Here is a 25,263-nt window from a genome sequence, read left to right on the forward strand (position 1 = left end):
AGTAACAGAAATGATCACACAGGAACAGCTAAAAGAGACTTTTGAACGCAAGCTCGCGTTGAGGAGGTATCTTTGACATCGATAGTAAGAAAATTCAAGTAGAGGAGGAAGAACTCCGTACACATGTGCCCGATTTCTGGGAGCATCCCAAGGAGGCACAGGTGCAGATGAAGAAAATCAAGGATCTTCAAAGCTGGATTAAGGGCTATGAAGAGGTCGACAAGGCTGTCGGCGAACTCGAATTGGCCTGGGATTTCCTTAAAGAAGGTCTTGTGGAAGAGAGCGAGCTTGACGAACTGTATGCCAAAGCCATCGCTCTGATTGAGGAGCTGGAGCTTAAAAACATGCTTCGCCGCGAAGAGGATAAACTCGGAGTGGTGCTCAAGATTAATTCGGGAGCCGGCGGTACCGAGAGTCAGGACTGGGCCCAGATGTTGATGCGTATGTATCTGCGCTGGTGTGAGGATCATGGCTACAAGACCTCGATAGCTAACCTTCTTGAAGGTGATGAGGCCGGTATTAAGTCGTGTACCATTAATGTCGAGGGCGACTTTGCCTACGGCTACCTCAAGAGTGAAAACGGTGTGCACCGTCTGGTGCGTGTGTCGCCTTATAATGCTCAGGGCAAGCGTATGACATCGTTTGCGTCGGTGTTTGTGACGCCGCTTGTCGACGATACCATTGAGGTGAAGGTCGATCCCGCACTGTTGTCGTGGGATACTTTCCGCTCGGGTGGAGCCGGCGGTCAGAATGTCAACAAGGTGGAGTCGGGTGTGCGTCTGCGCTATCAGTTTACCGACCCTTACACCAGTGAGCATGAGGAGATACTCATTGAAAACACCGAGACTCGCGACCAGCCCAAGAATAAGGAGAACGCCATGCGTCAGTTGCGCTCCATACTCTATGATAAGGAGCTCCAGCATCGTCTGCAGGAGCAGGCCAAGATTGAGGCCGGTAAGATGAAGATAGAGTGGGGTTCGCAGATAAGGAGCTATGTGTTTGACGACCGTCGTGTCAAGGACCACCGCACCGGTCATCAGACGGCTGATGTCGGCGGAGTGATGGACGGCGATCTTGATCCGTTTATCAAGGCTTATCTCATGGAATTTGCCGGAACCGAGCAATGAAAATATTTTATTTTACTACTACAGGCAACTCGCTCGCCGTGGCTCGCGCCATCGGTGGCGAGTTGCTTTCGTTGGTGTCGGCCGCATCATCGGGATGTGTGGAGTGGGGAGACGACGAGGCTGTCGGCGTGGTTTGTCCTGTGTATTTCGGCGAGCTGCCGCGGCCTGTGTCGGAGTTTCTTGATCGGGTTACGCTTCGCGCTCCATATCGGTTTCTTGTCCTCACTTGCGGCACTACACCTGCGTTTGCGGTGGCCGACCGGCATGGGTGGGATTATGTGGCGAGTATACGTGTGGTCGACAATTATTTCCCGATGTTTGATGTTGCGCGCCAGGTGCGTGAACTTCCGTCAAAGCATGTCGGTGAGAATCTTGCACGTATAGTCGGTGAGGTGGGTCGGCGAGCTGTGAAGCGTGAGCGGGTGGCGTTTTTCGGTCGTGTGGCGGGGTGGTGGATGCGTCTGTTTCCGCTGTCGTCTGATGCATACGGCCGCTTCTATACTGATGGCGGATGTAATGGCTGCGCCACGTGTGTGCGTCTGTGCCCGATCGGAAATATCGTCATGAAAGACGGGCGTCCGGAGATAGGGGAGAGGTGTCTGACCTGTGGGGCATGTTATCACAATTGTCCGTCGGCGACTATTCGTTATCGTGGAGAGAAGAGTTGTGTGCAGTATCGTCATGAAGGTGTGTCGCTTCGTGACATACTCAAGGCGTCGGGCTGCCGGATGGAGTAGGGGAGGGGAGTTCTGAGGGCTTTTGATGTGAGATTCTTTTTAATTGGTCCGGGTTGCGGGTGTCACGTATCCGGTGACGGGCAGGCGTGGTCTGTTATCGGTCTTGTCGGGATGGGTGGATAAAAATGGTGCGAAATATTTTTCGGAAATGTTTGGTAATTAGGAAAATAAGTTGTAATTTTGCATCGCCTTTGGGAAAAGTGTGCCGTCGCGACAACGCTAACTCATTGAGGGTTAGCGTTGTCGGGGCGTGAAGTGCATGCAGAGGCAACGTAAAAGAGAAAATACAGAAATACTAATAACTATAAAGTCAAACAAAAGAAACTAAGATGCCTACTATTCAGCAATTAGTAAGAAAAGGACGTGTGGCTCTCGAGGATAAGAGCAAGTCACCTGCGCTTGATTCATGCCCCCAGCGTCGTGGCGTGTGCGTGCGTGTCTACACAACAACCCCTAAGAAACCTAACTCCGCTATGCGTAAGGTTGCCCGTGTGCGCCTCACAAATGGTAAGGAAGTCAACAGCTACATCCCCGGTGAGGGTCACAACCTCCAGGAGCACTCAATCGTGCTCGTGCGTGGCGGTCGTGTGAAAGACCTCCCCGGTGTACGTTACCATATCGTGCGCGGCACACTCGATACATCGGGCGTTAAGGACCGCACACAGCGTCGCTCCAAGTATGGTGCAAAGCGTCCCAAAGCTGCTAAGAAATAATAGCTCCGGACGAAAATCATAAAAATTACGACGCTCCTTTTCTGAATAATCAACATTGAATTAAAAACAGAGTCGTTAACCTCGTTTTTGATTTGATTGGAAGGCTAAATCACAGGTTGAGTAAATGGCCGGTCGCCCGGACAAGAGGCGAGAGAGGCCGTTGAAGATGAAAGATGCAGCAGCCAAGCAACAAAAACAACAATCCAACAACCCAAAATGCGTAAAGCTAAACCTAAAAAGCGGGTAATCCTCCCCGATCCCGTGTTCAATGACGTGAGAGTCTCAAAGTTCGTCAATCACCTGATGTATGACGGAAAGAAGAACACTTCATATACAATCTTCTACTCAGCTCTCGAACTCGTAAAAGGCAAGCTCCCCAACGAGGAGAAGACCGCTCTCGAGATCTGGAAGAAAGCCCTTGAGAATGTAACTCCTACCGTAGAGGTTAAGTCGCGCCGTGTAGGTGGTGCCACTTTCCAGGTTCCTACCGAAATCCGTCCCGACCGCAAGGAGTCAATCTCTATGAAGAACCTTATCCTTTATGCCCGCAAGCGTGGCGGCAAGACCATGGCCGAGAAGCTGGCTGCCGAAATCGTAGACGCTTTCAACGAGCAGGGCGGCGCATACAAGCGCAAGGAAGACATGCACAAGATGGCCGAGGCCAACCGTGCTTTCGCTCACTTCCGTTTCTAATTACAACGATTTGACACTTACGCAAAATGGCTAAATCAGACGAACAGTTGAAATATACGCGCAATATCGGCATTATGGCCCATATTGACGCCGGTAAAACCACTACCTCCGAGCGTATCCTCTTCTACACCGGTCTTACCCACAAAATCGGTGAGGTACACGACGGTGCCGCCACCATGGACTGGATGGAGCAGGAGCAGGAGCGTGGTATCACCATTACCTCAGCCGCTACCACCACTTTCTGGAAGTATCTTGGCGAACAGTACAAGATCAACCTGATTGACACTCCGGGACACGTTGACTTCACCGTAGAGGTAGAACGTTCACTCCGTGTGCTCGACGGTGCTGTGGCTACTTTCTGCGCCGTAGGTGGCGTAGAACCCCAGTCGGAGACCGTATGGCGTCAGGCCGACAAATATAATGTGCCCCGTATCGGTTATGTCAACAAGATGGACCGCTCGGGCGCAAACTTCTTCGAGGTTGTGCGTCAGCTCAAGGAAGTGCTCGGAGCCAACCCCTGTCCCATCGAGATACCTATCGGTGCCGAGGAGACATTCAAGGGTGTTGTAGACCTTATCAAGATGAAGGCTATCTTCTGGCATGACGAGACTATGGGTGCCGACTACACCATCGAGGAGATTCCCGCCGGTCTCGTTGACGAGGCTGAAGAGTGGCGCGACAAGATGCTCGAGAAAATCGCCGAGTTTGATGACGCCCTCATGGAGAAGTACTTCGACGACCCCTCCACCATCACCGAGGAAGAAATCAAGCGTGCCCTCCGCAACGCTACCCTCAAGATGGAAGTTGTGCCCATGATCTGCGGCTCTTCGTTCAAGAACAAGGGTGTGCAGTGTCTGCTCGACTGTGTGTGCGCTTACCTCCCCAGCCCTGTTGACTCAGGTGCCATCGAGGGTACCAACCCCGAGGATCCCGAGCAGGTTGAGACCCGTGAGCCCTCGAGCGACGCCCCCATGTGTGCTCTCGCATTCAAGATTGCCACCGACCCCTATGTAGGCCGTCTGACATTCTTCCGTGTATATTCCGGCGACGTAGTAGCCGGCTCATACGTGCTCAACAGCCGCTCCGGCAAGAAGGAGCGTGTAAGCCGTCTCTTCCAGATGCACTCCAACAAGCAGAACGCCAAGGAGATGATCGGTTGCGGCGATATAGGCGCAGGTGTAGGTTTCAAGGACATCCGTACCGGTGACACCCTCTGCGACGAAAACCATCCTATCGTACTTGAGGCTATGGAGTTCCCCGAACCCGTTATCGGCATCGCCGTAGAGCCCAAGACTCAGAAAGACCTCGACAAACTCGGTGTCGGCCTCCAGAAGCTCGCTGAGGAGGACCCCACATTCCGCGTAGAGACCAACGAGGAGACCGGTCAGACCGTAATCTCCGGTATGGGTGAGCTTCACCTTGACATCATCATCGACCGTCTGCGTCGTGAGTTCAAGGTAGAGTGCAACCAGGGCCGTCCCCAGGTAACCTACAAGGAAGCCATCACCAAGCCCGTAGAACTCCGCGAAGTGTTCAAGAAGCAGACCGGTGGTCGTGGTAAGTTTGCCGACATCATCGTACGCGTAGAGCCCGCCGACGACGATTTCGAAGGCTCGCTCCAGTTTGTTGACGAGGTTAAGGGCGGTAACATTCCTAAGGAATTCATCCCCTCGATTCAGAAAGGCTTCACCACCGCTATGAAGAACGGTGTGCTCGCCGGTTATCCCCTTGACCGTCTCAAGGTGACTGTAATCGATGGCTCGTTCCACCCCGTTGACTCCGACCAGCTCTCGTTTGAGCTTTGCGCCATCCAGGCATTCAAGAAAGCCTCAGAGAAGGCCGGTCCCGTGCTTCTCGAGCCCATCTTCAAAGTAGAGGTTGTAACCCCCGAGGAGAGCATGGGTGACGTGATCGGTGACCTTAACAAGCGTCGCGGTCAGGTAGAAGGCATGGAGACAAGCCGCAGCGGTGCCCGCATCGTAAAGGCCAAGGCTCCTCTTGCCGAAATGTTCGGTTATGTGACCGCCCTCCGTACCATCACTTCTGGTCGCGCCACATCCACAATGACCTTCAGCCACTATGCCGAGGTAAGCAGCTCTATCGCCAAGAACGTACTCACCGAGTGCCAGGGCCGCGTGGATCTCATCAAGTAACACTTTCATTCAACTAACCAATATGGATCAAACAATCAGAATTAAACTTAAATCCTACGACTACAACCTCGTTGACAAGTCGGCAGAGAAGATTGTGAAGACCGTTAAGGCCACCGGCGCAGTGATCAGCGGGCCCATACCCCTGCCCACACACCGTCGCGTGTTCACCGTCAACCGCTCCACTTTCGTCAACAAGAAGTCGCGCGAGCAGTTCCAGCTCTCGAGCTACAAGCGTTTGATTGACATCCACAACTCCACCGGCAAGACTGTCGACGCTCTCATGAAGCTCGAGCTCCCTTCAGGTGTTGAAGTGGAAATCAAGGTCTAAGACCATTCAGACCCTTTAAAGGAATTTAAGTAACACAACAATCAGTTCACATTTTCTAAATCAAAGAGAAATGCCAGGATTATTAGGAAAGAAAATCGGAATGACATCCGTTTTCAGTGCCGACGGCAAGAACGTGCCGTGCACTGTTATCGAAGTAGGCCCCTGCGTAGTTACTCAAGTGAAAACGGTTGACAAGGACGGCTATGCCGCCGTGCAGCTCGGCTTCGAAGAGAAGAAAGAGAAGCACACAACCAACCCCATGGCCGGACACTTCAAGAAGGCCGGAGTAGCACCCCAGCGGCACTTGGCCGAGTTCAAAGGATTTGGCGAAGAGGTTAAGCTCGGTGACACCCTCACCGTAGACATCTTCAGCGAAGACGACTTCGTAGACATCCAGGGAACCTCCAAAGGTAAAGGTTTCCAGGGCGTAGTGAAGCGTCACGGATTCGGCGGCGTCGGCCAGTCAACCCACGGTCAGCACAACCGCCTCCGCGCCCCCGGTTCGGTAGGTGCCTGCTCTTACCCCGCAAAGGTATTCAAGGGCATGCGTATGGCCGGCCAGATGGGCAACGAAAAGGTTACCATCCAAAACCTCCGTGTCGTTAAAGTGCTTCCCGAGCACAACGTGCTCCTTATCAAAGGTTCAATCCCCGGAAGCAAAGGTTCAATCGTCTTAATTGAGAAATAATGGAAGTCGCAATCTACAATATCAAAGGTGAGGATACCGGCCGCAAGGCCCAGCTCGCCGACGAGGTGTTCGCAGTCGATGCCAACGAGCATGCCGTTTATCTCGATGTGAAGCAGTACCTCGCCAACCAGCGTCAGGGCACACACAAGTCCAAGGAACGTAGCGAAGTATCCGGCTCGACCCGCAAGCTCCACAAGCAGAAGGGTGGCGGCGGTGCACGTATCGGTGACATCAACTCGCCCGTGCTCGTAGGCGGCGGTCGCGTGTTCGGTCCCCGTCCCCGTGACTATCGCTTCAAGTTGAATAAGAAAGTTAAGGCCCTCGCCCGCAAGAGTGCCCTCACCTACAAAGTGCAGGACTCGCAGATAATCGTAGTCGAGGACTTCAATTTCGAGGCTCCGAAGACTAAAGATTTCATAAATATTGCTAAAAATCTTAAAGTTGACGGCAAAAAGGTACTTCTCGTTTTACCTTCCGACAATAAAAACGTAACTTTGTCAGCCAGAAACGTGCCCAACGCAAAAACCATGGTAGCATCGGAGCTCAACACCTATGCCATCATGAACTCAAACGCTGTGATCCTCACCGAGAGCAGCCTTGATTGCGTGAATAAACTTTAAACCCTCACCGAGAAAACAACAGTAGACAATGGAAATCTCAATCAAACCCATCGTTACCGAGAAGGCGAGCCTCCTCACCGAGAAGCTCAACCGCTATACCTTCATGGTTTCTCCCGAGGCTAACAAGTATCAGATCAAGGCACTCGTCGAGAACCTCTACGGCGTGAAAGTAACCCGCGTCAACACTATCAATGTCCGTCCCAAGAACAAGTCACGCTGGACCAAGAGCGGCCTGCTTCGCGGCAAGACCGCTGCCTGGAAGAAAGCCATCGTAGACCTGGCCGACGGTCAGAACATTGACTTCTACAGCAACATCTAAAAATAACATGGCAGTAAGAAAATTTAAGCCCACTACCCCTGGGCAGCGTCACAAGGTTATCGGTGTTTTCAAAGGTACCATCACTGCTACAACACCGGAGAAATCTCTTACAGTCGGCAAAAGGGCCTCAGGCGGCCGCAACGCCGAAGGTCATCTCACCACCCGTTACCTTGGTGGTGGCCACAAGCGCAAATATCGCTTCATTGACTTTAAGAGAAACAAGGACGGCGTCCCCGCAGTAGTAAAGAGCATCGAGTACGATCCCAACCGTTCGGCCCGTATCGCCCTTCTCTACTACAAAGACGGCGCAAAAGCTTATATCATTGCACCCAACGGCTTGAAAGTCGGCGACGTGCTCTTGTCAGGCCCTGAGGCCCAGCCCGAGGTAGGCAACTGCCTCCCGCTGGCCAACATTCCTGTCGGCACACTCGTCCACAACATTGAGTTGCGTCCCGGCCAGGGTGCCTTCATGGCACGTTCAGCAGGCACATTCGCCCAGTTGATATCGCGCGAAGGCACCTACGCCATCGTCAAATTACCTTCAGGCGAGACCCGCAAGATCCTTGCAGCATGTCGCGCCACTGTAGGCGTCGTAGGCAACTCCGAGCACTCGCTCGAGCGTTCCGGTAAAGCCGGCCGCTCTCGCTGGCTCGGCCGTCGCCCCCGCAACCGCGGCGTAGTTATGAACCCCGTCGATCACCCCATGGGTGGTGGTGAAGGCCGTGCATCCGGCGGTCATCCCCGTTCGCGCAAGGGTCTCTACGCTAAGGGCCTCAAGACTCGTGCACCGAAGAAGCATTCTTCGAAGTACATTATCGAAAGAAGAAAGAAGTAATCTGATTTAAACAAGCAACATCTCTATGAGTCGTTCATTGAAAAAAGGCCCGTTTATCAGCGTTAAGCTTGAGAAGAAGGTGGCTGCTATGGAGGAGTCCGGCAAGAAGTCTGTAATCAAGACCTGGAGCCGCGCCTCCATGATTGCCCCCGAGTTTGTAGGACACACATTCGCTGTCCACAACGGCAACAAGTTTATCCCTGTCTACGTTACCGAAAACATGGTTGGCCACAAGCTCGGCGAGTTCGCCCCCACGCGCACTTTCCGCGGCCACTCCGGTAACCGCAAGAAATAAAATAGGGCCCTGATATAAATAATTCATTTGTAAAAAAGAAAAGAATTAAAATAAAATGGGTGTAAGAAAAAGAAATTCGGCCGACCTCAGGAAAGCCGAGCAGAAGAACATCGCGTTCGCCAAGCTGCTCAACGTCCCCACTTCGCCCCGCAAAATGCGCCTCGTCGCCGATATGATCCGCGGCGTAGAAGTGAACCGTGCACTCGGTATCCTGAAGTTCTCCAACAAGGAGGCTGCTGCCCGTCTTGAAAAGCTCCTCCGCTCCGCCATCGCCAACTGGGAGGCCAAAAACGAACGCAAAGCCGACGCCGGCGAGCTCTACATCTCTACCATCATGGTAGGATGCGCTCCTATGCTCAAGCGTCTGCGTCCCGCTCCCCAGGGCCGTGGCTATCGCATTCGCAAACGCGCTAACCATGTCACATTGATTGTTGACACAATTGAAAATAAAAACGCTTAACAAATGGGACAGAAAGTAAATCCAATTAGCAATCGCTTGGGAGTTATCCGTGGATGGGACTCTAACTGGTATGGCGGTAAGAAATACGGCGATACTCTGCTCGAGGACTCCAAACTCCGCAAGTATCTTAATGTCCGCCTCGCCAAGTCAAGCGTTTCGCGCATCGTAATCGAGCGCACCATGAAGCTCATCACCATCACCGTCTGCACCTCGCGCCCCGGTCTCATCATCGGCAAGGGCGGCCAGGAAGTCGACAAGCTGAAGGAGGAGCTCAAGAAGATCACTGACAAGGATGTGCAGATCAACATCTATGAGGTAAAACGCCCTGAGCTCGACGCCCAGATCGTAGCCGCCAACATCGCCCGTCAGATCGAAGGCAAGATCGCCTACCGCCGTGCCGTCAAGATGGCCGTAGCAGCCACCATGCGTGCAGGTGCCGAAGGCATCAAGATTCAGATCTCAGGCCGTCTCAACGGTGCCGAAATGGCCCGTTCCGAGATGTTCAAGGAAGGCCGCACACCTCTGCACACACTCCGCGCCGACATCGACTATGCACTGGTCGAGGCACACACCAAGGTAGGTGTTATCGGTGTGAAGGTATGGATCTGCCGCGGTGAAGTGTACGGCAAGCGTGATCTCGCTCCCCAGTACACCAACCCCCAGAAGGAGTCTCGCGGTGCAGCCGGTAACGACCGTGCTCCCCGTCGCGGTGGTTTCCGTAAACCCAAAAACAACCGTTAAACCCACCAATTGATTCAACACAACAATGTTACAACCCAAGAAAACCAAATTTCGCCGCGCGCAAAAAGGCCGCATGAAAGGCATTGCGCAGCGTGGCAACCAGTTGGCCTTCGGTTCGTTCGGCATAAAGACCCTCGAGTCTAAGTGGATCACCGGTCGCCAGATCGAGGCAGCCCGTATCGCTGTGACACGTTACATGCAGCGTCAAGGCCAGATCTGGATTCGCATATTCCCCGACAAGCCCATCACCAAGAAACCCGCCGAGGTCCGAATGGGTAAAGGTAAAGGTGCTCCCGAAGGATTCGTGGCTCCCGTCACCCCCGGACGCATCATCATCGAAGTCGAGGGCGTTCCCTTCGAAGTAGCCAAAGAGGCACTCCGCCTTGCAGCCCAGAAGCTCCCCGTGACAACCAAGTTCGTCGTTCGCCGCGACTATGACCCAACCCAAAATGTGTAAGCCATCATGAAGAAAGAGACATACAACGAAGTGTCCACACAGGACCTCCGCGACCGCCTGGCTGAGATGGAGAAGGACTATGCCCAGCTCAAGATCAACCACGCTATCTCGCCCCTTGACAGCCCCGCCAAGATTACACATGCCCGTAAGGCTATCGCCCGCGTAAAGACTGAACTGCGCATGCGCGAACTCAATAACAAGTAACTCATCCCACAAAAATGGAAAAGAGAAATTTAAGAAAAGAACGCATCGGGGTTGTTTCCAGCAACAAGGGCGACAAGACCATCACCGTAATGGTGAAATGGAAGGAGAAGCACCCTATCTACGGTAAGTTCGTCAACAAGACCAAGAAATATCACGCCCACGACGAGAAAAACGAATGCTCGGTAGGCGATACCGTACGCCTCATGGAGACACGTCCCCTCTCCAAGACAAAACGCTGGCGTCTGGTAGAAATCATCGAAAAAGTGAAGTAAGCTATGATACAGACCGAAAGCCGTTTAACAGTGGCCGATAACAGCGGTGCCAAAGAGGCACTCTGCATCCATGTTCTGGGTGGCACCGGCCGTCGCTACGCTTCTGTAGGCGACATCATCGTGGTATCCGTCAAGAGTGTCATCCCCTCTTCCGATGTAAAGAAGGGCACCGTATCAAAGGCGGTAGTCGTACGCACAAAGAAGGAAATCCGTCGTCCCGACGGCTCATACATCCGCTTTGACGACAACGCCTGCGTGCTCCTCAACAACGCCGGTGAGCTGCGCGGCACCCGTATCTTCGGCCCGGTGGCCCGCGAACTCCGCGCCGCCAACCAGATGAAGATCGTGTCGCTCGCACCCGAAGTCCTCTAATCATCAATCCCGTCAAATAACATCAAGTAATGCATAAGTTACACATCAAAAAAGGCGACATTGTCTATGTGCTCGCAGGTGAAGACCGCGGCAAAGAGGGCCGTGTGCTTAAAGTCCTCGTGCAGAAGCAGAAGGCAATCGTGGAAGGTGTAAACATGGTTACCAAAGCCACCAAGCCCAACGCTCAGCACCCCCAGGGCGGCCTCATCAAAATGGAAGCCCCCATCGCCATCTCCAACATCGCCTTGATCGACCCCAAGTCGGGCAAGCCTACCCGCATCAGCATCCGCCGCGAGAATGGCAAATCAATCCGCATTTCTAAAAAATCAGGAGAGGAAATTAAGTAATGAGCAGCACATCTGTAAAGAAGGACTATCAGGAACGCATCGTTCCCGCCCTCACCGAAAAGTTCAGCTACACCACCCCCATGCAGGTCCCCAAGTTGAAGAAAATCGTCATCAACCAGGGCCTCGGTGCAGCTACCCAGGATAAGAAACTCATCGAGACAGCCATCAACGAGCTCACCGCCATCACTGGCCAGAAAGCTGTGGCTACCCTCTCGCGCAAGGACATCTCCAACTTCAAGCTCCGCAAGAAGATGCCCATCGGCGTAATGGTGACCCTCCGCCGCGAGAAAATGTACGAGTTCCTCGAAAGACTCGTGCGCGTCGCCCTTCCCCGTATCCGCGACTTCAAGGGTATCGAGAGCAAGCTCGACGGCCGTGGCAACTACACCCTCGGCATCACCGAGCAGATTATCTTCCCCGAGATCAACATCGACGCTATCAACAAGCTCATGGGCATGAACATCACCTTCGTGACATCGGCCAACACCGACGAAGAAGGCTACGCTCTGCTCAAGGAATTTGGTCTCCCTTTCAAGAACGCTAAAAACTAAGCACACCCTATGGCTAAAGAATCAATGAAGGCCCGCGAAGTGAAGCGCGCCCGTCTTGCAGCCAAGTACGCCCAGAAGCGTGCCGAGCTCAAGAAGATTGTTAACTCAGGTGTCGACGAAGAGAACCGCGCCGAGGCTTACGAGGCCGCTCAGAAGCTCCAGTCGCTCCCCAAGAACAGCAATCCCATCCGCCTCCACAACCGCTGCTCCATCACAGGCCGTCCCAAGGGATACATCCGCCAGTTCGGCATCTCGCGTATCCAGTTCCGCGAAATGGCCTCTGCAGGACTCATCCCCGGCGTCAAGAAAGCATCCTGGTAAAGTGACCCACCCGCACAGGCTCACCCTCCCATGAGACGAGCCCCACGCGGACCAAGCCATAGTGTCGGCGGCCCTCGGAGCCGTTACCTCCAAGGCCGCCCGACATACAAAGGCTTACATCACACTCAAAAGACCAATCCCCCTCTCATCCTCCCGCTCTGACAAAATTCACAGTGAGTATTAAATATTGTTGGGACACTCCCCAATCAATTTAAACAATTTTACAAATGACTGATCCTATCGCAGATTATCTGACAAGATTGAGGAACGCAATCAAGGCCAACCACCGTGTGGTCGAGATACCGGCCTCAAACTTGAAGAAGGAGATTACCAAAATCCTCTTCGACCAAGGCTACATCCTCAACTACAAGTTTGAGGAAGGCGAAAATCCCGCAGGCATCATTAAGATCGCCCTCAAGTACGATCCCGTTGACAAAGTCAACGCCATCAAGGACCTTCAGCGCGTATCGCGTCCCGGTCTCCGCCGCTACACCGGCTACAAAGACATGCCCCGCGTATTGAACGGACTCGGCATCGCCATCCTTTCCACTTCAAAGGGCGTAATGACCAACAAAAAGGCACGTGACCTCAAGATCGGAGGCGAAGTGCTCTGCTACGTTTACTAATCAAATAGGAGGAAAATCAACATGTCACGTATAGGTAAAGCTCCCATTGAGATTCCCGCCGGTGTAACAGTCACCGTCGACAAGGACAACGTAGTAACCGTCAAGGGCCCCAAGGGCACCCTCACTCAGAAAGTCAACCCCGATCTCGAAGTCAAGGTAGAAGACGGTCACGTCGTAGTGACCCGCCCCTCTGACGACCGCGAGCACCGCGCACAGCACGGCCTGTTCCGCGCTCTCATCCACAACATGGTCGTAGGCGTATCTACCGGCTACCGCAAAGAAATGGAACTCGTAGGCGTAGGTTACCGCGCCGCATCCAACGGCCAGGTGCTCGAGCTCTCGCTCGGCTTCTCTCACGCCATCTACATAAAGCTTCCCCCCGAAATCAAGGTTGAGGCCAAGACCGAGCGCAACAAGAATCCTCTCATCATCCTTGAGAGCGACGACAAGCAGCTCCTCGGCCAAGTGTGCGCCAAGATTCGTTCACTCCGCAAGCCCGAGCCTTACAAGGGCAAAGGTATCAAGTTTGTGGGCGAAGTTATCCGTCGCAAGTCTGGTAAGTCAGCAAGCGCAAAATAATTTTAACGTCTACTAACTATGGTTACAAAGATACAGCGTAGAAATAAAATCAAGGCCCGCATCCGCGGCAAGATTTCTGGCACCGCAGCGCGTCCCCGCATGTCGGTGTTCCGCAGCAACAAGCAGATTTACGTTCAGCTCATCGACGACCTCGCAGGCAAGACCCTCTGCGGAGCCTCGTCCAAAGGCATCGAGGAAGGCACAAAGTGCGAAATCGCTGCCAAGGTCGGTGAGGAAATCGCCAAGAAGGCCATCGCCGCAGGCATCTCCGAAGTCGTTTTCGACCGTAACGGTTACCTCTTCCACGGTCGTGTTAAATCACTGGCTGACGCCGCTCGCAATGGCGGTCTCAAATTCTAAATCACTATGGCATTAAAGAATAATAAAGTTAAGTCCACAGGCGATCTCGAGCTCCACGACCGTCTCGTTGCCATCAACCGCGTCACCAAGGTTACCAAGGGTGGCCGCACCTTCACTTTCGCAGCCATCGTTGTCGTTGGTAACGAAAACGGCATCGTAGGCTGGGGACTCGGCAAAGCCAATGAAGTTCAGGCCGCAATCGCCAAAGGCGTGGAAGCTGCCAAGAAGAATCTCATCAAGGTGCCCGTACACAAAGGCACCATCCCCCACGAGCAGGAAGCCAAATTCGGCGGCTCTCGCGTAATCCTCAAGCCCGCAAGCCACGGTACCGGTGTTAAGGCCGGTGGTGCTATGCGTGCCGTCCTCGAGAGCGTGGGTATCACCGACGTCCTCTGTAAGTCAAAGGGCTCGTCCAACCCCCACAATCTCGTCAAGGCTACTATCGAGGCCCTCGGCGAGCTCCGCTCACCCGCACAGGTTGCCCAGAACCGCGGCATCTCAATCGACAAAGTGTTTAACGGCTAATCTTCACCAAACGCAATGGCAAAAATCAAAATCACCCAGATTAAGAGCCGCATCAATGCTCCCGCAGTGCAGAAGCGCACTCTCGACGCCCTCGGCTTGAAGAAAATGCATCACTCGGTAGTCCTCGAGGACACCCCCTCAGTGATGGGTATGGTTAAAGCAGTGCATCACTTGGTTGAAGTGACCAATGCCTAATTTCTAAAAATCTTTACACTACTATGGATTTAAGCAATCTGAAACCGGCAGTAGGTTCCGTACATAAGAAAACCCGCATCGGCCGCGGTCCCGGCTCAGGCAAAGGCGGCACATCAACCCGTGGTCACAAGGGCGCAAAGTCCCGCTCGGGTTACAGCCGCAAGATCGGCTTCGAGGGTGGTCAGATGCCCCTCCAGCGTCGTCTTCCCAAATTCGGCTTCAAGCCCCTTCAGCGCACCGAATACAAGGCTGTCAACCTCGCTGATCTCGAGGTGCTCGCCGCCAACGCCAACCTTGACAAGATCACACCCGCCGAGCTCATCGCCGCAGGTATGGTCAACGGCAAGCAGCCCGTCAAGATCCTGGCCAACGGCACCCTCACCAAAAAGCTCGAGGTCGTTGCCAACGCTTTCTCGGCTGCCGCTGAAAAGGCCATCACCGAAGCAGGTGGCACTGTAACTAAAATCTAATCAACCCCTCCCCCCTCGCAATGAGATTTATTCAGACAATCCGTAACATTTGGACCATAGAGGAGCTGAGAAAGCGCATCCTCGTGACCCTTATGCTGGTGCTCGTTTACCGACTCGGCTGTTACGTTGTCCTTCCGGGCATCTCGCCCGAGGACCTCGACGCCCTCTCGAACTTCACCAACAGAAGCGGCCTCATGCAGTTGCTCGACATGTTCTCGGGCGGTGCTTTCTCTCAGGCATCCATCTTCGCCCTCGGTATTATGCCCTACATCACTGCATCCATCGTGATACAGCTCCTGGGTATGGTGCTGCCTTCATTCCAGAAGATGCAGCGCGAAGGCGAGAGCGGACGCCAGAAGCTCAGCCAGTACACCCGCTACCTGACTGTGCTCATCCTGCTTCTCCAAGGCCCGGCATATCTCGTAAATCTCCAGGTCCAGGTGAGTGCCGCCACAGGCGGTGCCCACATGGGCTTCTGGACGATTGCGTTCCTGACGGTCATCCTCGCGGCCGGCTCCATGTTCATCATGTGGCTCGGTGAGCGCATCACTGACCGCGGCATCGGCAATGGTATCTCCTTCATCATCCTTGTAGGTATCATCGCCCGCCTCCCGGGAGCACTCTTTTACGAGTTCACAAGCCGTCTCCCCGGATCGACCGGCAGCCAGGGCGGTCTCATCATGTTTGTGGTAGAGATCATCCTCCTCTTCGCCGTAACCGTAGGCGCGGTATTGCTCGTGCAGGGCACACGCAAAGTGCCCGTGCAGTATGCCAAGCGCATCGTGGGCAACCGTCAGTACGGCGGCGCACGCCAGTACATCCCCCTCAAGGTCAACGCAGCCGGCGTGATGCCCATCATCTTCGCCCAGGCCATCATGTTTATCCCCATCACCCTCGCCGGCTTCAGCAGCTCCGAAGGCGCATCGGGATTCACAGCAGCGTTCTCCGACATCAACGGCTTCTGGTACAACCTTGTTTATTTCATCCTCATTGTCGCCTTCACCTACTTCTACACCGCCATCACCGTGCGTCCCACCCAGATGGCCGAAGACATGAAGCGCAACAACGGATTCATCCCCGGTGTGAAGCCCGGAAAGAAGACCGCAGAGTATCTCGACTCCATCATGTCGCGTATCACACTCCCCGGCTCACTCTTCCTCGGCATCGTAGCCATCCTCCCCGCCTTCGCTCGCTTCTTCGGCATCAGCCAGAACTTCGCGCAGTTCTTCGGCGGCACATCGCTCCTTATCCTTGTCGGAGTAGTGCTCGACACTCTCCAGCAGATAGAGAGCCACCTCATGATGCACCACTACGACGGTCTCATGAAGGACGGCAAGATAAAAGGTCGCACCACAGGTTCAGCTTATTGATCCGGTCTCAATCGGAATTGCAGATATTGATTAATGATCTATCTTAAGACACCCGAAGAAATCGAGAAAATGCAAGCGGCATGCACACTCGTGAGCCGCACACTTGGCGAAGTAGCCAAGTGTGTGGCTCCCGGTGTGACTACCCGCCATCTCGACAACGTAGCCCGCGAATTTATGCGCGACAACGGCGGCAAGCCCGCCTGTCTCGGCTACGGCGGATTTCCGGGCACCCTCTGCATCGAAGTCAACGAAACGGTGGTCCACGGATTCCCCTCAGGCTACGAACTGCGCGAGGGCGACATCGTAGGCATTGACACCGTCGTCGAGCTCGACGGATACAACGGCGACATGTGCTACACATTCCCCGTCGGAGAAGTCAGCCCCGAAGTGATGCAACTGCTGCACACCACCAAAGAATCGCTCTACAAAGGCATCGAAGCCGCCCAGGAAGGCCGGCGCATAGGCGACATCGCCAACGCCGTCCAGACCTACTGCGAGCGTCGCGGCTACACCGTAGTGCGGGAGATGTGCGGCCACGGCATCGGACGCAAGATGCACGAAGACCCCGAAGTGCCCAACTACGGGCGCAAAGGATGCGGCCCGGTACTAAAGAAAGGCATGTGCATATGCATCGAGCCGATGATCAATATGGGCAGCCGCAACATCGTCATCGAGCGCGACGGCTGGCAGTGCCGCACCAAGGACCGCAAACCATCGGCCCACTACGAGCACACCATAGCCATCCAGCCCGAAGGCCCACGCATCCTCACCACGTTTGACTACATAGAGCAAGCGTTAGGCGAAAGATTCATCTGACCCCAGTCAATATCCCCAATCACCAATTACCACCCTCACCATCACAACAACGTATGGCAAAACAAGCTGCAATCGAATTGGACGGAACCATCGTCGAGGCATTGTCCAACGCAATGTTCCGTGTCGAGCTCGAGAACGGGCACGAAATCACAGCCCACATCTCAGGCAAGATGCGCATGCATTACATCAAGATACTCCCCGGCGACAAGGTAAAAGTAGAGATGTCACCCTATGATCTCTCCAAAGGCCGCATAGCGTTCCGCTACAAATAATAAGCTAAAATCAATCACACACTCCACAAAGAATATCTGAAAAATGAAAGTAAGAGCTTCAGTGAAAAAGCGCACCCCCGACAGCAAGATCGTGCGCCGCAAAGGACGTCTTTACGTCATCAACAAAAAAAACCCCAAATACAAGCAGCGTCAAGGCTAAAATAGCTTGACAGGCACCGACGGGACCATTGCGTAGGCTCAAATTGGTTAAATTGTTCTAACGATTTCTAATTTGTGTTACGCAAGGCTCGTTTTGGCCTGTATAAATGCGAAATAACTTGTATCTTTGCAAAAAATTTTAGTCAACTTAAATATATGGCAGTTAGAATCGTGGGAGTTGACCTCCCCCAGAACAAAAGAGGTGAAATAGCCCTGACCTACATCTACGGTATCGGTCGCAGTGCTTCCAAGAGCATCCTCGACAAAGCCGGCATTGATGTAAACATCAAGGTCAAGGATTGGACCGACGACCAGGCCGCCAAGGTGCGTGAAGTCATCGGTGCTGACTACAAGGTCGAAGGCGACCTGCGCAGCGAAATCCAGCTCAACATCAAGCGTCTCATGGACATCGGTTGCTACCGTGGCATCCGTCACCGTAACGGTCTCCCCGTGCGCGGTCAGAGCACCAAAAACAACGCCCGTACACGCAAGGGCCGCAAAAAGACAGTCGCTAACAAGAAGAAAGCTACTAAATAATAACAGAATATGGCAAAAAAGATAGTCGCCGCTAAGAAGAGAAACGTCAAGGTTGACGCTGCTGGTCAGCTTCACGTTCACTCATCTTTCAACAACATCATCGTGTGCTTAGCCAACTCTGAAGGTCAGGTTATCTCCTGGTCATCAGCCGGCAAGATGGGCTTCCGTGGCTCCAAGAAGAACACCCCCTACGCTGCCCAGATGGCAGCTCAGGACTGCGCCAAAATCGCCTACGACCTCGGCCTTCGCAAAGTAAAGGCTTATGTTAAGGGTCCCGGCAACGGCCGCGAGTCTGCAATCCGCACCATCCACGGTGCCGGCATCGAAGTTACCGAAATCGTTGACGTAACTCCGCTGCCCCACAACGGATGCCGTCCTCCCAAGCGTCGTCGCGTTTAATATCACTGGAGTAAATACATCAATCTACATCACTTTTCATCTGTCGGCTGACGTGCCCCGTGAAATGGACCACATTCAAGTCACCTCTCTGTGGTCGCGGCTGTCACTAAGAGGCACCCGTTAAGCAGCCCGCCTCACGCGGACTTCACGCTTCAATGGCAAGAGCCGGCGCAAAAGTGCACAACTCTTAAATATAAAACAACAATGGCAAGATACACAGGTCCCCGCACCAAAATCGCCCGCAAGTTTGGCGAACCGATCTTCGGCGAAGACAAAGTCCTCGCTAAGAAGAACTATCCCCCGGGACAGCATGGCCTCAACAAACGCCGCAAGACTTCCGAGTACGGCGTACAGCTCCGCGAGAAGCAGAAAGCCAAATACACCTATGGCGTACTCGAGAAGCAGTTCCACAACCTCTTCGACAAGGCATCACGCGCCAAAGGTATCACCGGTGAGATCCTTCTCCAGCTCCTCGAAGGCCGTCTCGACAACGTAGTATACCGTCTCGGCATCGCCCCCACACGCGCTGCAGCCCGTCAGCTCGTGCTTCACCGCCACATCGTGGTAAACGGCAAGGTGGTCAACTTCGCCTCTTACGCCGTTAAGCCCGGCGACGTTATCGGCGTACGCGAGAAATCCAAGTCACTCGAAGTCATCTCTGATGCCCTCGCAGGCTTCAATCACAGCAAATATCCCTGGCTTGAGTGGGACGAGAACGTTAAGGCAGGCAAGTTCCTCCACGTACCCGCCCGCGAAGACATCCCCGAGAATATCAAAGAGCAGCTTATCGTCGAGTTGTATTCTAAATAATCATTAAATTAAGATCCATGGCTATATTAGCATTCCAAAAACCTGACAAAGTCCTAATGTTGGAAGCCGATAACCATTTCGGTAAATTTGAGTTTAAGCCATTGGAGCCGGGTTATGGTATCACCATAGGTAACGCCCTTCGTCGTATCCTCCTCTCCTCACTCGAAGGCTTCGCAATATCGTCGATCCGCATCGACGGTGTGCGCCACGAGTTTGACACGATTCCCGGTGTCAAGGAAGATGTCACAAACATCATCCTTAACCTCAAAAAAGTCGATCTCAAGCAGACGGTGGAAGACACCGACTTTGAGAAGGCCTCCATCACTGTGTCAGGCAAGGAAGAGTTCACAGCCGGTGACATCGGCAAAGTCCTCTCAGGATTTGAAGTCCTGAACCCCGACCTTGTCATCTGCCATTTGGATCCGAGCGCAAGCTTCACCATCGACCTCACTATCAACAAGGGTCGCGGCTGGGTGCCCGCCGAAGAAAACCAGGGCCCCAACGACGCCATAGATGTAATCGCTATCGACTCCATCTACACCCCTATCAAGAATGTGAAGTTCGCCGTGGAGAACTTCCGCGTTGATCAAAAGACTGACTACGACAAGCTCACTCTCGAAATTACCACCGACGGATCCATCCTCCCCAAGGATGCTCTCAAGGAGGCAGCCAAAATCCTCATCTATCACTTCATGCTCTTCTCCGACGAGAAAATCACTCTCGAAGCCGACGAGCAGAACGGCGAAGAGGAATTTGACGAAGAAGTTCTCCACATGCGACAGCTCCTCAAGTCCAAGCTTGTCGACATGGATCTCTCCGTGCGCGCTCTCAACTGTCTGAAGAGTGCCGAGGTCGAGACTCTTGGAGAGCTCGTGGTCTTCAACAAGACCGACCTTCTGAAGTTCCGCAACTTCGGTAAGAAGTCTCTTACCGAGCTTGACGAGCTTCTTGCCAACCTCAATCTCTCCTTCGGGATGGATATCTCCAAATATAAACTTGATAAAGAGTAACTACTACGATGAGACATAATAAGAAATTCAACCATCTCAGCCGCAAGAAGGCTCATCGCGACGCGCTGCTCGCCAACATGACGATTTCGCTCATCATGCACAAGCGCATCTTCACAACGCTCGCCAAGGCCAAAGCTCTTCGCGTATATGCCGAGCCCCTCATCAACCGCGCCAAGCAGGACAGCACCCCCAACCGCCGTCTCGTGTTCTCGGAGCTCCAGAACAAAGAGGCTGTCAACGAACTGTTCCGCGAAATCTCACAGAAGATTGCCAACCGTCCCGGCGGATACACCCGTATCCTCAAGACTGGCAACCGTCTCGGTGACAACGCCAAGATGTGCTTCATTGAGCTTGTTGACTACAACGAACTCATGCTCGACGACAAGGCTGCCGCTAAGAAATCGACCCGCACCCGTCGTTCACGCAAGAGCAACAAGCCCGCAGCAGAGGCTCCCGCAGCCGAAGCTCCCGCTACTGAGGCTCCTGTAGCTGAATAATCACAAGACAATAGATTATACAGTCATAAAGACCATTTCGGCCGAGGTATCCTACCGACGCCGGAATGGTCTTTTTCTATTCCCCCCCTTTCTCACGCTCTAACATCCATCCCTTACCTGACATGCCTCCTCCACGTATAACCGCCGGCGAACGGCGCGGACTCATCGCGCTGCTCATCCTGCTCATAGCCTTCACCATCCTGCTGTGCTGGCGTGACCGGTCGCTAAGCCACCGCCATGAAGATATAACGCAAGATCGCGCCATAACTCCTACAGAGCATATCGACACACTTCTTGACATCTCCTCCCATGCTGACACCACCCTCGCTCCACGTCGTCGCAGACGCAAAGCTGCCGGCATTAAGCATGCTACCGACCGCCCCGCCCCGATGCGCAGTCCGCGTGATGAGCGCATCGATTGACCGTCATGTATTGGAATGCCGGAAAGCTACCCTCCCCTCCCATAAAAAAAGTATCGGAAGTCTGTCGCCGGACTTCCGATACTTTAGTCTTTATTTATGGTAATATCCCCTTATCAGAGGTCGCGCAAATCAGGCTCCTCATCGAGCGATACAGGTATATCGGTATTGACATTCTTCGAACCGGCCACAGCATAATAGAATATGTAGACGAGCATGGCAAACACAAGCCAGTAGCTGTTTACATAACCCGTAGTACGGCCGATCCAGTCCTGGATGAAAGGCATGATGCCGCCGCCTACCACCATCATCATGAAGAGGCCCGAAGCCTTGGCGGTATACTTGCCCAGACCCTCGGTGGCGAGATTGAAAATGCCGCCCCACATCACTGAGGTGCAAAGACCGCAGAGGAAGAGGAAGAGACACTTCATCGGCACCTCGCCGCTATAGATGTTGAGCATCTTGATTTCAGGCGACTTGAAAGTCACGCTTTCGGGCAGGAAGATAGCTATGAGCACGAGGGCAATAGCCACTGACGAAGCGGTGACGAGCTGCGTGCGGGTCGAAACCTTACCGCTGATGATCGAGCTGAGGAAACGGCCTACGAGCATCATGAGCCAGTAGAGAGCGGCGAGCGAACCGGCCACGGCAGCCGCGCCTTCAAAGTTTTCGCGGCTTATCCAGGCATTCATCTCGCCGGGGATACCGATTTCGATACCTACATAGAAGAAGATGGCGATGATACCGAGCAGACAGTGACGGAAAGCCAGCGGGCTGTGCTCATACTTCACATTGCTCAGATTGGCCTGGGGCTCCTGAAGTTTTACAAACGAAATGACAATAAATGCCAGCACGAATATCACGATACCCGTCACCACAAGCGGAGCCACCGAAGCCATGGTAGTCTCCTTGGTGAGAGTACCCACCAGCACGCCCACCATCATCGGGGTCAGAGTACCGGCCAGCGAGTTGAGCGCGCCGCCGGTCTGGATGAGCTGGTTGCCCTTGTTGCCGCCGCCGCCCAGAAGGTTGAGCATCGGGTTGACAACAGTGTTGAGCATACACACGCACACACCGCAGATAAGCGCGCCGAGCAGATAAATAAACAGATTGAGGGTGGTCGGCACCTCACCGCCTATCACGATGATGTTGTCGCCCACTACACTTGAGAGCAACTGTACGCCAAGACCTATGGCACCGACGGCGAGAGCTATCAGCGTGGTTTTCTTGTATCCGTAACGGATGAGCATGTTACCGGCCGGGATGCCCATGAAGAGATAGGCCGTAAAGTTCATAAGGTTGCCGGCCATGCCTGCCCAGGCATATCTGAATCCCCAGATATTGCCGAAAGGAGCCGCCATGTTGGTAACGAACGAAATCATCGCGAAAACGAAAAACATCGTCACGATGGCTACCGTATTACTGTTTTTTTTAACGGAAGTTTCCATTTAGTTTTTGTTTAAGATAAGAATTAGATATTGTATAATTGGATTTTGGTTCGGAATAAGCGGCTGCCAAAGGCATATTGGTGTTGAAACGTTCATTCAAGAGTGGGCCGCTCCACACTGCATGAAAGGTTTGTACCTGTTTTTATGGCAAAGATAACTAAAATTTTTATCTTTATGTATCATATACGTACAAATCGGCATAATTACTTACCCATCTATTCATTTTTTTGTATTTTTATTCGTATATTTGCCACAGGCAACACCCCTCGATGCGGCCGCTGATATGTGACCGGGGAGGGTTATTGTACAAAATACAATTTTAAATTCATCATATTCAAAAATCCTCATGAATCTAACATCAGTTAATCGTGCGGCCGACAACATCCGTGTCCTCGCCGCTTCGATGGTTGAAAAAGCAAATTCCGGCCATCCCGGCGGAGCCATGGGCGGCGCGGATTTCGTCAACGTGCTTTACTCGCAATTTCTTGTCACCGACCCCGACGACGGCAAGTGGCTTGGCCGCGACCGTTTCTTCCTCGACCCCGGTCACATGTCGCCCATGCTTTACAGCGTGCTCGCACTCTTCGGCCACTACACACTCGATGAGCTTCAGCAGTTCCGTCAGTGGGGCTCGCCCACACCCGGTCACCCCGAGCTTCATCCCGAGCGTGGTGTAGAGAACACCTCCGGACCTCTCGGACAGGGCCACACCATGGCCGTCGGCTGTGCCATCGCCGAGCGTTTCCTCGTAGCTCGTTTTGGCGAGTGGATGAGCCACAAGACCTATGCCTTCATCTCTGACGGCGGCATTCAGGAGGAGATTTCGCAGGGAGCCGGACGTCTGGCCGGACACCTCGGTCTCAGCAACCTCATCATGTTCTATGACAGCAACAAGGTACAGCTCTCCACAATGGTCGACGCTGTCGACGCCGAGGACGTGGCTGCCAAATATCGTGCCTGGGGATGGAACGTGCTCGAGATTAACGGCAACGACCCCGAGCAGATAGCCAAGGCTATTGTTGAAGCTCAGGGCGAGACCGAGCGTCCCACCTTAATTATAGGCCACACCGTCATGGGCCGCGGATGCGTCAAGGCCGACGGCTCCAACTTCGAAGGCCAGTGCTCCACCCACGGACAGCCCCTTAGCGCATCGGGAGCCGACTTCGCCGCCACCCTCCGCAACCTTGGTGCCGATCCCGAGAATCCCTGGGTAATCTATGACGACGTCAAGGCTCTCTACGAGGCCCGCCGCGCCGAGCTCCGCGAGATTGTCAAGGCCCGTCGTGCCGAGCAGGCCGCATGGGAAGCTGCCAATCCCGAACTTGCCGCCGAGCTCCACACATTCCTCGACAACAAGCTCCCCGCCATCGACTGGGCAGCCATCCCCCACAAGGCCAACATCGCCAGCCGTCAGGCCTCGGCCGATGTGCTCGGTGTGCTTGCCGAGAAGGTCAACAATATGATTGTATCCTCAGCCGACCTCGCCAACTCCGACAAGACCGATGCCTTCCTCAAGAAGACCCATCCCTTTGTCAAGGGCGACTTCTCAGGCGCATTCCTCCACGCAGGTGTTACCGAGCTCACCATGGCAGCCGTCATGAACGGCATTGTGCTCCACGGCGGAGTCATCGCAGCCTGCGGCACATTCTTCGTATTCTCCGACTACATGAAGCCCGCAGTGCGCATGGCCGCCCTCATGGAGCTTCCCGTAAAATACATCTGGACACACGACGCATTCCGCGTAGGTGAGGACGGTCCCACCCACGAGCCCGTAGAGCAGGAAGCACAGCTCCGTCTCATGGAAGAGCTCCGCAATCTCAGCGGCAAGCCCTCGATGCTCGTGCTCCGTCCGGCCGACGCTGCCGAGACTTCCGTAGCATGGGCCATGGCTATGGAAAACTTCGAGACCCCCTCGGCACTCGTGCTCTCGCGCCAGAACCTTCCCGACCTCCCCGCAGCTTCGGGCGACCGTTTCGCCGAGGCCGCAGCCGGCTGCCGTCGTGGCGGCTACACCGTGGTCGAGGCTCAGAATCCCGACGTAGTGCTTGTGGCCAACGGCTCGGAAGTATCGCTCCTCTGTGACGTAGCAGCCGAACTCAAGGCCCAGGGCATCAACGCCCGCGTGGTGTCAGTGCCCTCAATCGGCATCTTCAGCAACCAGCCCCTCGAATATCGTCAGGCCGTTCTCACCCCCGGAGTCCCCGCCTTCGGTCTCACAGCCGGTCTGCCCTCCACACTCCGCGGAGTCGTGGGAGCCGACGGCGAAGTGTTTGGTCTCGACCACTTCGGAGCATCTGCACCCTACAAGGTGCTTGACGAGAAATTCGGCTTCACCGTGCCCGCAGTCAAGGCTCGTGTGCTCGCATTCCTCGGCAAGTAATCCCCGGGCGTAAAATAGAGATATTACGCACAAAAGTTTCAAAAGAAACATAAGCAGACTATCGTTTTTTAACGTTAGTGTCATATTGACACACATGTCAGCATGGCCGCTTATGTTTCTTTTGAAACTTTTGTGCGTTTTTACACATGTGTCGTTTT

Annotated in this window: 38 protein-coding genes; 37 read left to right on the forward strand and 1 reads right to left on the reverse strand. The window is 53.9% G+C overall.

Annotated elements, in window-relative coordinates:
- Window positions 1–10 precede the first annotated feature (10 nt).
- From prfB to QGT73_RS05925, 36 genes are all read left to right on the forward strand, one after another.
- A protein-coding gene (gene prfB / locus QGT73_RS05750; RefSeq protein WP_280121821.1) for a peptide chain release factor 2 occupies window positions 11–1,127 on the forward strand; the annotation gives its coding sequence in 2 pieces (ribosomal slippage) (window positions 11–73 and window positions 75–1,127; 1,116 coding nt in all).
- Window positions 1,124–1,864, forward strand: a complete 741-nt coding sequence (locus tag QGT73_RS05755) for an EFR1 family ferrodoxin (protein WP_280121822.1) — start codon at window positions 1,124–1,126, stop codon at window positions 1,862–1,864. The genes prfB and QGT73_RS05755 overlap by 4 nt, the downstream gene beginning before the upstream one ends.
- Before the next feature lie 329 nt (window positions 1,865–2,193).
- The gene (rpsL, locus tag QGT73_RS05760) at window positions 2,194–2,577 is read left to right on the forward strand and encodes a 30S ribosomal protein S12 (protein ID WP_016562585.1); all 384 of its coding nucleotides are present in this window, start codon (window positions 2,194–2,196) and stop codon (window positions 2,575–2,577) included.
- Between the two features lie 216 nt (window positions 2,578–2,793).
- The gene (gene rpsG, locus QGT73_RS05765; RefSeq protein WP_280121823.1) at window positions 2,794–3,270 is read left to right on the forward strand and encodes a 30S ribosomal protein S7; all 477 of its coding nucleotides are present in this window, start codon (window positions 2,794–2,796) and stop codon (window positions 3,268–3,270) included.
- A 26-nt stretch (window positions 3,271–3,296) separates the two neighbouring features.
- Window positions 3,297–5,423: an elongation factor G gene (gene fusA / locus QGT73_RS05770; protein ID WP_280121824.1), complete on the forward strand. Its 2,127-nt coding sequence runs from the start codon at window positions 3,297–3,299 to the stop codon at window positions 5,421–5,423.
- A gap of 22 nt (window positions 5,424–5,445) precedes the next feature.
- A complete protein-coding gene (rpsJ, locus tag QGT73_RS05775; RefSeq protein WP_107031209.1) occupies window positions 5,446–5,751 on the forward strand; it encodes a 30S ribosomal protein S10 in 306 nt (101 codons plus the stop codon).
- Between the two features lie 70 nt (window positions 5,752–5,821).
- A complete protein-coding gene (rplC, locus tag QGT73_RS05780) occupies window positions 5,822–6,439 on the forward strand; it encodes a 50S ribosomal protein L3 (protein ID WP_123617277.1) in 618 nt (205 codons plus the stop codon).
- Entirely contained in the window at window positions 6,439–7,059 is a 621-nt protein-coding gene (gene rplD, locus QGT73_RS05785; protein ID WP_280121825.1) for a 50S ribosomal protein L4, read from the forward strand. Before rplC ends, rplD begins: the two co-directional genes overlap by 1 nt.
- 28 nt (window positions 7,060–7,087) lie before the next feature.
- A complete protein-coding gene (rplW, locus tag QGT73_RS05790; protein ID WP_123617279.1) occupies window positions 7,088–7,378 on the forward strand; it encodes a 50S ribosomal protein L23 in 291 nt (96 codons plus the stop codon).
- Between the two features lie 7 nt (window positions 7,379–7,385).
- Complete coding sequence (gene rplB / locus QGT73_RS05795) at window positions 7,386–8,213, forward strand: 50S ribosomal protein L2 (protein WP_280121826.1); 828 nt, start codon at window positions 7,386–7,388, stop codon at window positions 8,211–8,213.
- A gap of 25 nt (window positions 8,214–8,238) precedes the next feature.
- Window positions 8,239–8,508: a 30S ribosomal protein S19 gene (gene rpsS / locus QGT73_RS05800; protein ID WP_107031214.1), complete on the forward strand. Its 270-nt coding sequence runs from the start codon at window positions 8,239–8,241 to the stop codon at window positions 8,506–8,508.
- Window positions 8,509–8,563: 55 nt separating this feature from the next.
- Window positions 8,564–8,968, forward strand: a complete 405-nt coding sequence (gene rplV, locus QGT73_RS05805; protein ID WP_123617281.1) for a 50S ribosomal protein L22 — start codon at window positions 8,564–8,566, stop codon at window positions 8,966–8,968.
- Window positions 8,969–8,971: 3 nt separating this feature from the next.
- Window positions 8,972–9,709: a 30S ribosomal protein S3 gene (gene rpsC, locus QGT73_RS05810; protein ID WP_123617282.1), complete on the forward strand. Its 738-nt coding sequence runs from the start codon at window positions 8,972–8,974 to the stop codon at window positions 9,707–9,709.
- A 25-nt stretch (window positions 9,710–9,734) separates the two neighbouring features.
- Window positions 9,735–10,166 carry a 50S ribosomal protein L16 gene (gene rplP / locus QGT73_RS05815; protein WP_123617283.1) on the forward strand — a complete coding sequence of 144 codons (432 nt, stop codon included), beginning with the start codon at window positions 9,735–9,737 and terminating at the stop codon, window positions 10,164–10,166.
- 6 nt (window positions 10,167–10,172) lie between these two features.
- Window positions 10,173–10,370 (forward strand): 50S ribosomal protein L29, encoded by a 198-nt coding sequence (gene rpmC / locus QGT73_RS05820; RefSeq protein ID WP_123617284.1) that lies wholly within the window; start codon window positions 10,173–10,175, stop codon window positions 10,368–10,370.
- Between the two features lie 14 nt (window positions 10,371–10,384).
- Window positions 10,385–10,642, forward strand: coding sequence for a 30S ribosomal protein S17 (rpsQ, locus tag QGT73_RS05825; RefSeq protein ID WP_123615505.1), 258 nt, complete (start codon window positions 10,385–10,387; stop codon window positions 10,640–10,642).
- A gap of 3 nt (window positions 10,643–10,645) precedes the next feature.
- The gene (rplN, locus tag QGT73_RS05830) at window positions 10,646–11,014 is read left to right on the forward strand and encodes a 50S ribosomal protein L14 (RefSeq protein ID WP_107031220.1); all 369 of its coding nucleotides are present in this window, start codon (window positions 10,646–10,648) and stop codon (window positions 11,012–11,014) included.
- Window positions 11,015–11,043: 29 nt separating this feature from the next.
- Window positions 11,044–11,361, forward strand: coding sequence for a 50S ribosomal protein L24 (gene rplX, locus QGT73_RS05835; protein WP_123617285.1), 318 nt, complete (start codon window positions 11,044–11,046; stop codon window positions 11,359–11,361).
- Complete coding sequence (gene rplE, locus QGT73_RS05840) at window positions 11,361–11,912, forward strand: 50S ribosomal protein L5 (protein WP_123617286.1); 552 nt, start codon at window positions 11,361–11,363, stop codon at window positions 11,910–11,912. Before rplX ends, rplE begins: the two co-directional genes overlap by 1 nt.
- 9 nt (window positions 11,913–11,921) lie before the next feature.
- Window positions 11,922–12,233, forward strand: coding sequence for a 30S ribosomal protein S14 (gene rpsN, locus QGT73_RS05845; protein WP_123617287.1), 312 nt, complete (start codon window positions 11,922–11,924; stop codon window positions 12,231–12,233).
- Window positions 12,234–12,460: 227 nt separating this feature from the next.
- Window positions 12,461–12,859: a 30S ribosomal protein S8 gene (gene rpsH, locus QGT73_RS05850; RefSeq protein ID WP_123617288.1), complete on the forward strand. Its 399-nt coding sequence runs from the start codon at window positions 12,461–12,463 to the stop codon at window positions 12,857–12,859.
- Window positions 12,860–12,880: 21 nt separating this feature from the next.
- A complete protein-coding gene (gene rplF, locus QGT73_RS05855; protein WP_123617289.1) occupies window positions 12,881–13,438 on the forward strand; it encodes a 50S ribosomal protein L6 in 558 nt (185 codons plus the stop codon).
- An 18-nt stretch (window positions 13,439–13,456) separates the two neighbouring features.
- A complete protein-coding gene (gene rplR / locus QGT73_RS05860; protein ID WP_123617290.1) occupies window positions 13,457–13,798 on the forward strand; it encodes a 50S ribosomal protein L18 in 342 nt (113 codons plus the stop codon).
- 6 nt (window positions 13,799–13,804) lie between these two features.
- Complete coding sequence (rpsE, locus tag QGT73_RS05865; RefSeq protein WP_123617291.1) at window positions 13,805–14,323, forward strand: 30S ribosomal protein S5; 519 nt, start codon at window positions 13,805–13,807, stop codon at window positions 14,321–14,323.
- Between the two features lie 15 nt (window positions 14,324–14,338).
- Window positions 14,339–14,518 carry a 50S ribosomal protein L30 gene (gene rpmD / locus QGT73_RS05870; protein ID WP_123617292.1) on the forward strand — a complete coding sequence of 60 codons (180 nt, stop codon included), beginning with the start codon at window positions 14,339–14,341 and terminating at the stop codon, window positions 14,516–14,518.
- A 23-nt stretch (window positions 14,519–14,541) separates the two neighbouring features.
- Complete coding sequence (gene rplO / locus QGT73_RS05875; protein ID WP_123617293.1) at window positions 14,542–14,988, forward strand: 50S ribosomal protein L15; 447 nt, start codon at window positions 14,542–14,544, stop codon at window positions 14,986–14,988.
- Window positions 14,989–15,008: 20 nt separating this feature from the next.
- A complete protein-coding gene (secY, locus tag QGT73_RS05880) occupies window positions 15,009–16,358 on the forward strand; it encodes a preprotein translocase subunit SecY (RefSeq protein WP_280121827.1) in 1,350 nt (449 codons plus the stop codon).
- 33 nt (window positions 16,359–16,391) lie between these two features.
- Complete coding sequence (map, locus tag QGT73_RS05885) at window positions 16,392–17,174, forward strand: type I methionyl aminopeptidase (RefSeq protein ID WP_280121828.1); 783 nt, start codon at window positions 16,392–16,394, stop codon at window positions 17,172–17,174.
- Window positions 17,175–17,227: 53 nt separating this feature from the next.
- Window positions 17,228–17,446: a translation initiation factor IF-1 gene (gene infA / locus QGT73_RS05890; protein ID WP_107031232.1), complete on the forward strand. Its 219-nt coding sequence runs from the start codon at window positions 17,228–17,230 to the stop codon at window positions 17,444–17,446.
- Between the two features lie 43 nt (window positions 17,447–17,489).
- Window positions 17,490–17,606 carry a 50S ribosomal protein L36 gene (rpmJ, locus tag QGT73_RS05895; protein ID WP_016562612.1) on the forward strand — a complete coding sequence of 39 codons (117 nt, stop codon included), beginning with the start codon at window positions 17,490–17,492 and terminating at the stop codon, window positions 17,604–17,606.
- 155 nt (window positions 17,607–17,761) lie between these two features.
- Window positions 17,762–18,142 (forward strand): 30S ribosomal protein S13, encoded by a 381-nt coding sequence (gene rpsM / locus QGT73_RS05900; protein WP_123617296.1) that lies wholly within the window; start codon window positions 17,762–17,764, stop codon window positions 18,140–18,142.
- A 9-nt stretch (window positions 18,143–18,151) separates the two neighbouring features.
- Window positions 18,152–18,541 carry a 30S ribosomal protein S11 gene (rpsK, locus tag QGT73_RS05905; protein WP_280121829.1) on the forward strand — a complete coding sequence of 130 codons (390 nt, stop codon included), beginning with the start codon at window positions 18,152–18,154 and terminating at the stop codon, window positions 18,539–18,541.
- 204 nt (window positions 18,542–18,745) lie between these two features.
- Window positions 18,746–19,351, forward strand: coding sequence for a 30S ribosomal protein S4 (gene rpsD / locus QGT73_RS05910; RefSeq protein ID WP_280121830.1), 606 nt, complete (start codon window positions 18,746–18,748; stop codon window positions 19,349–19,351).
- Window positions 19,352–19,368: 17 nt separating this feature from the next.
- Entirely contained in the window at window positions 19,369–20,361 is a 993-nt protein-coding gene (locus tag QGT73_RS05915) for a DNA-directed RNA polymerase subunit alpha (RefSeq protein WP_123617299.1), read from the forward strand.
- 8 nt (window positions 20,362–20,369) lie between these two features.
- Entirely contained in the window at window positions 20,370–20,858 is a 489-nt protein-coding gene (gene rplQ, locus QGT73_RS05920; protein ID WP_280121831.1) for a 50S ribosomal protein L17, read from the forward strand.
- 122 nt (window positions 20,859–20,980) lie between these two features.
- Window positions 20,981–21,280 carry a hypothetical protein gene (locus tag QGT73_RS05925; protein WP_280121832.1) on the forward strand — a complete coding sequence of 100 codons (300 nt, stop codon included), beginning with the start codon at window positions 20,981–20,983 and terminating at the stop codon, window positions 21,278–21,280.
- Between the two features lie 113 nt (window positions 21,281–21,393).
- Here QGT73_RS05925 and QGT73_RS05930 read toward each other — a convergent pair whose 3' ends face one another.
- On the reverse strand, window positions 21,394–22,725 hold the full coding sequence (locus QGT73_RS05930) for an MFS transporter (protein WP_280121833.1): 1,332 nt from the start codon (window positions 22,723–22,725) through the stop codon (window positions 21,394–21,396).
- A gap of 346 nt (window positions 22,726–23,071) precedes the next feature.
- Here QGT73_RS05930 and QGT73_RS05935 point away from each other — a divergent pair, with 346 nt between their 5' ends.
- Window positions 23,072–25,105, forward strand: coding sequence for a transketolase family protein (locus tag QGT73_RS05935; protein WP_123617302.1), 2,034 nt, complete (start codon window positions 23,072–23,074; stop codon window positions 25,103–25,105).
- Window positions 25,106–25,263 lie beyond the last annotated feature (158 nt).

Source organism: Duncaniella muricolitica (assembly GCF_910574735.1).
In the GTDB taxonomy this organism is placed as follows: Bacteria; Bacteroidota; Bacteroidia; order Bacteroidales; family Muribaculaceae; genus Duncaniella; species Duncaniella muricolitica.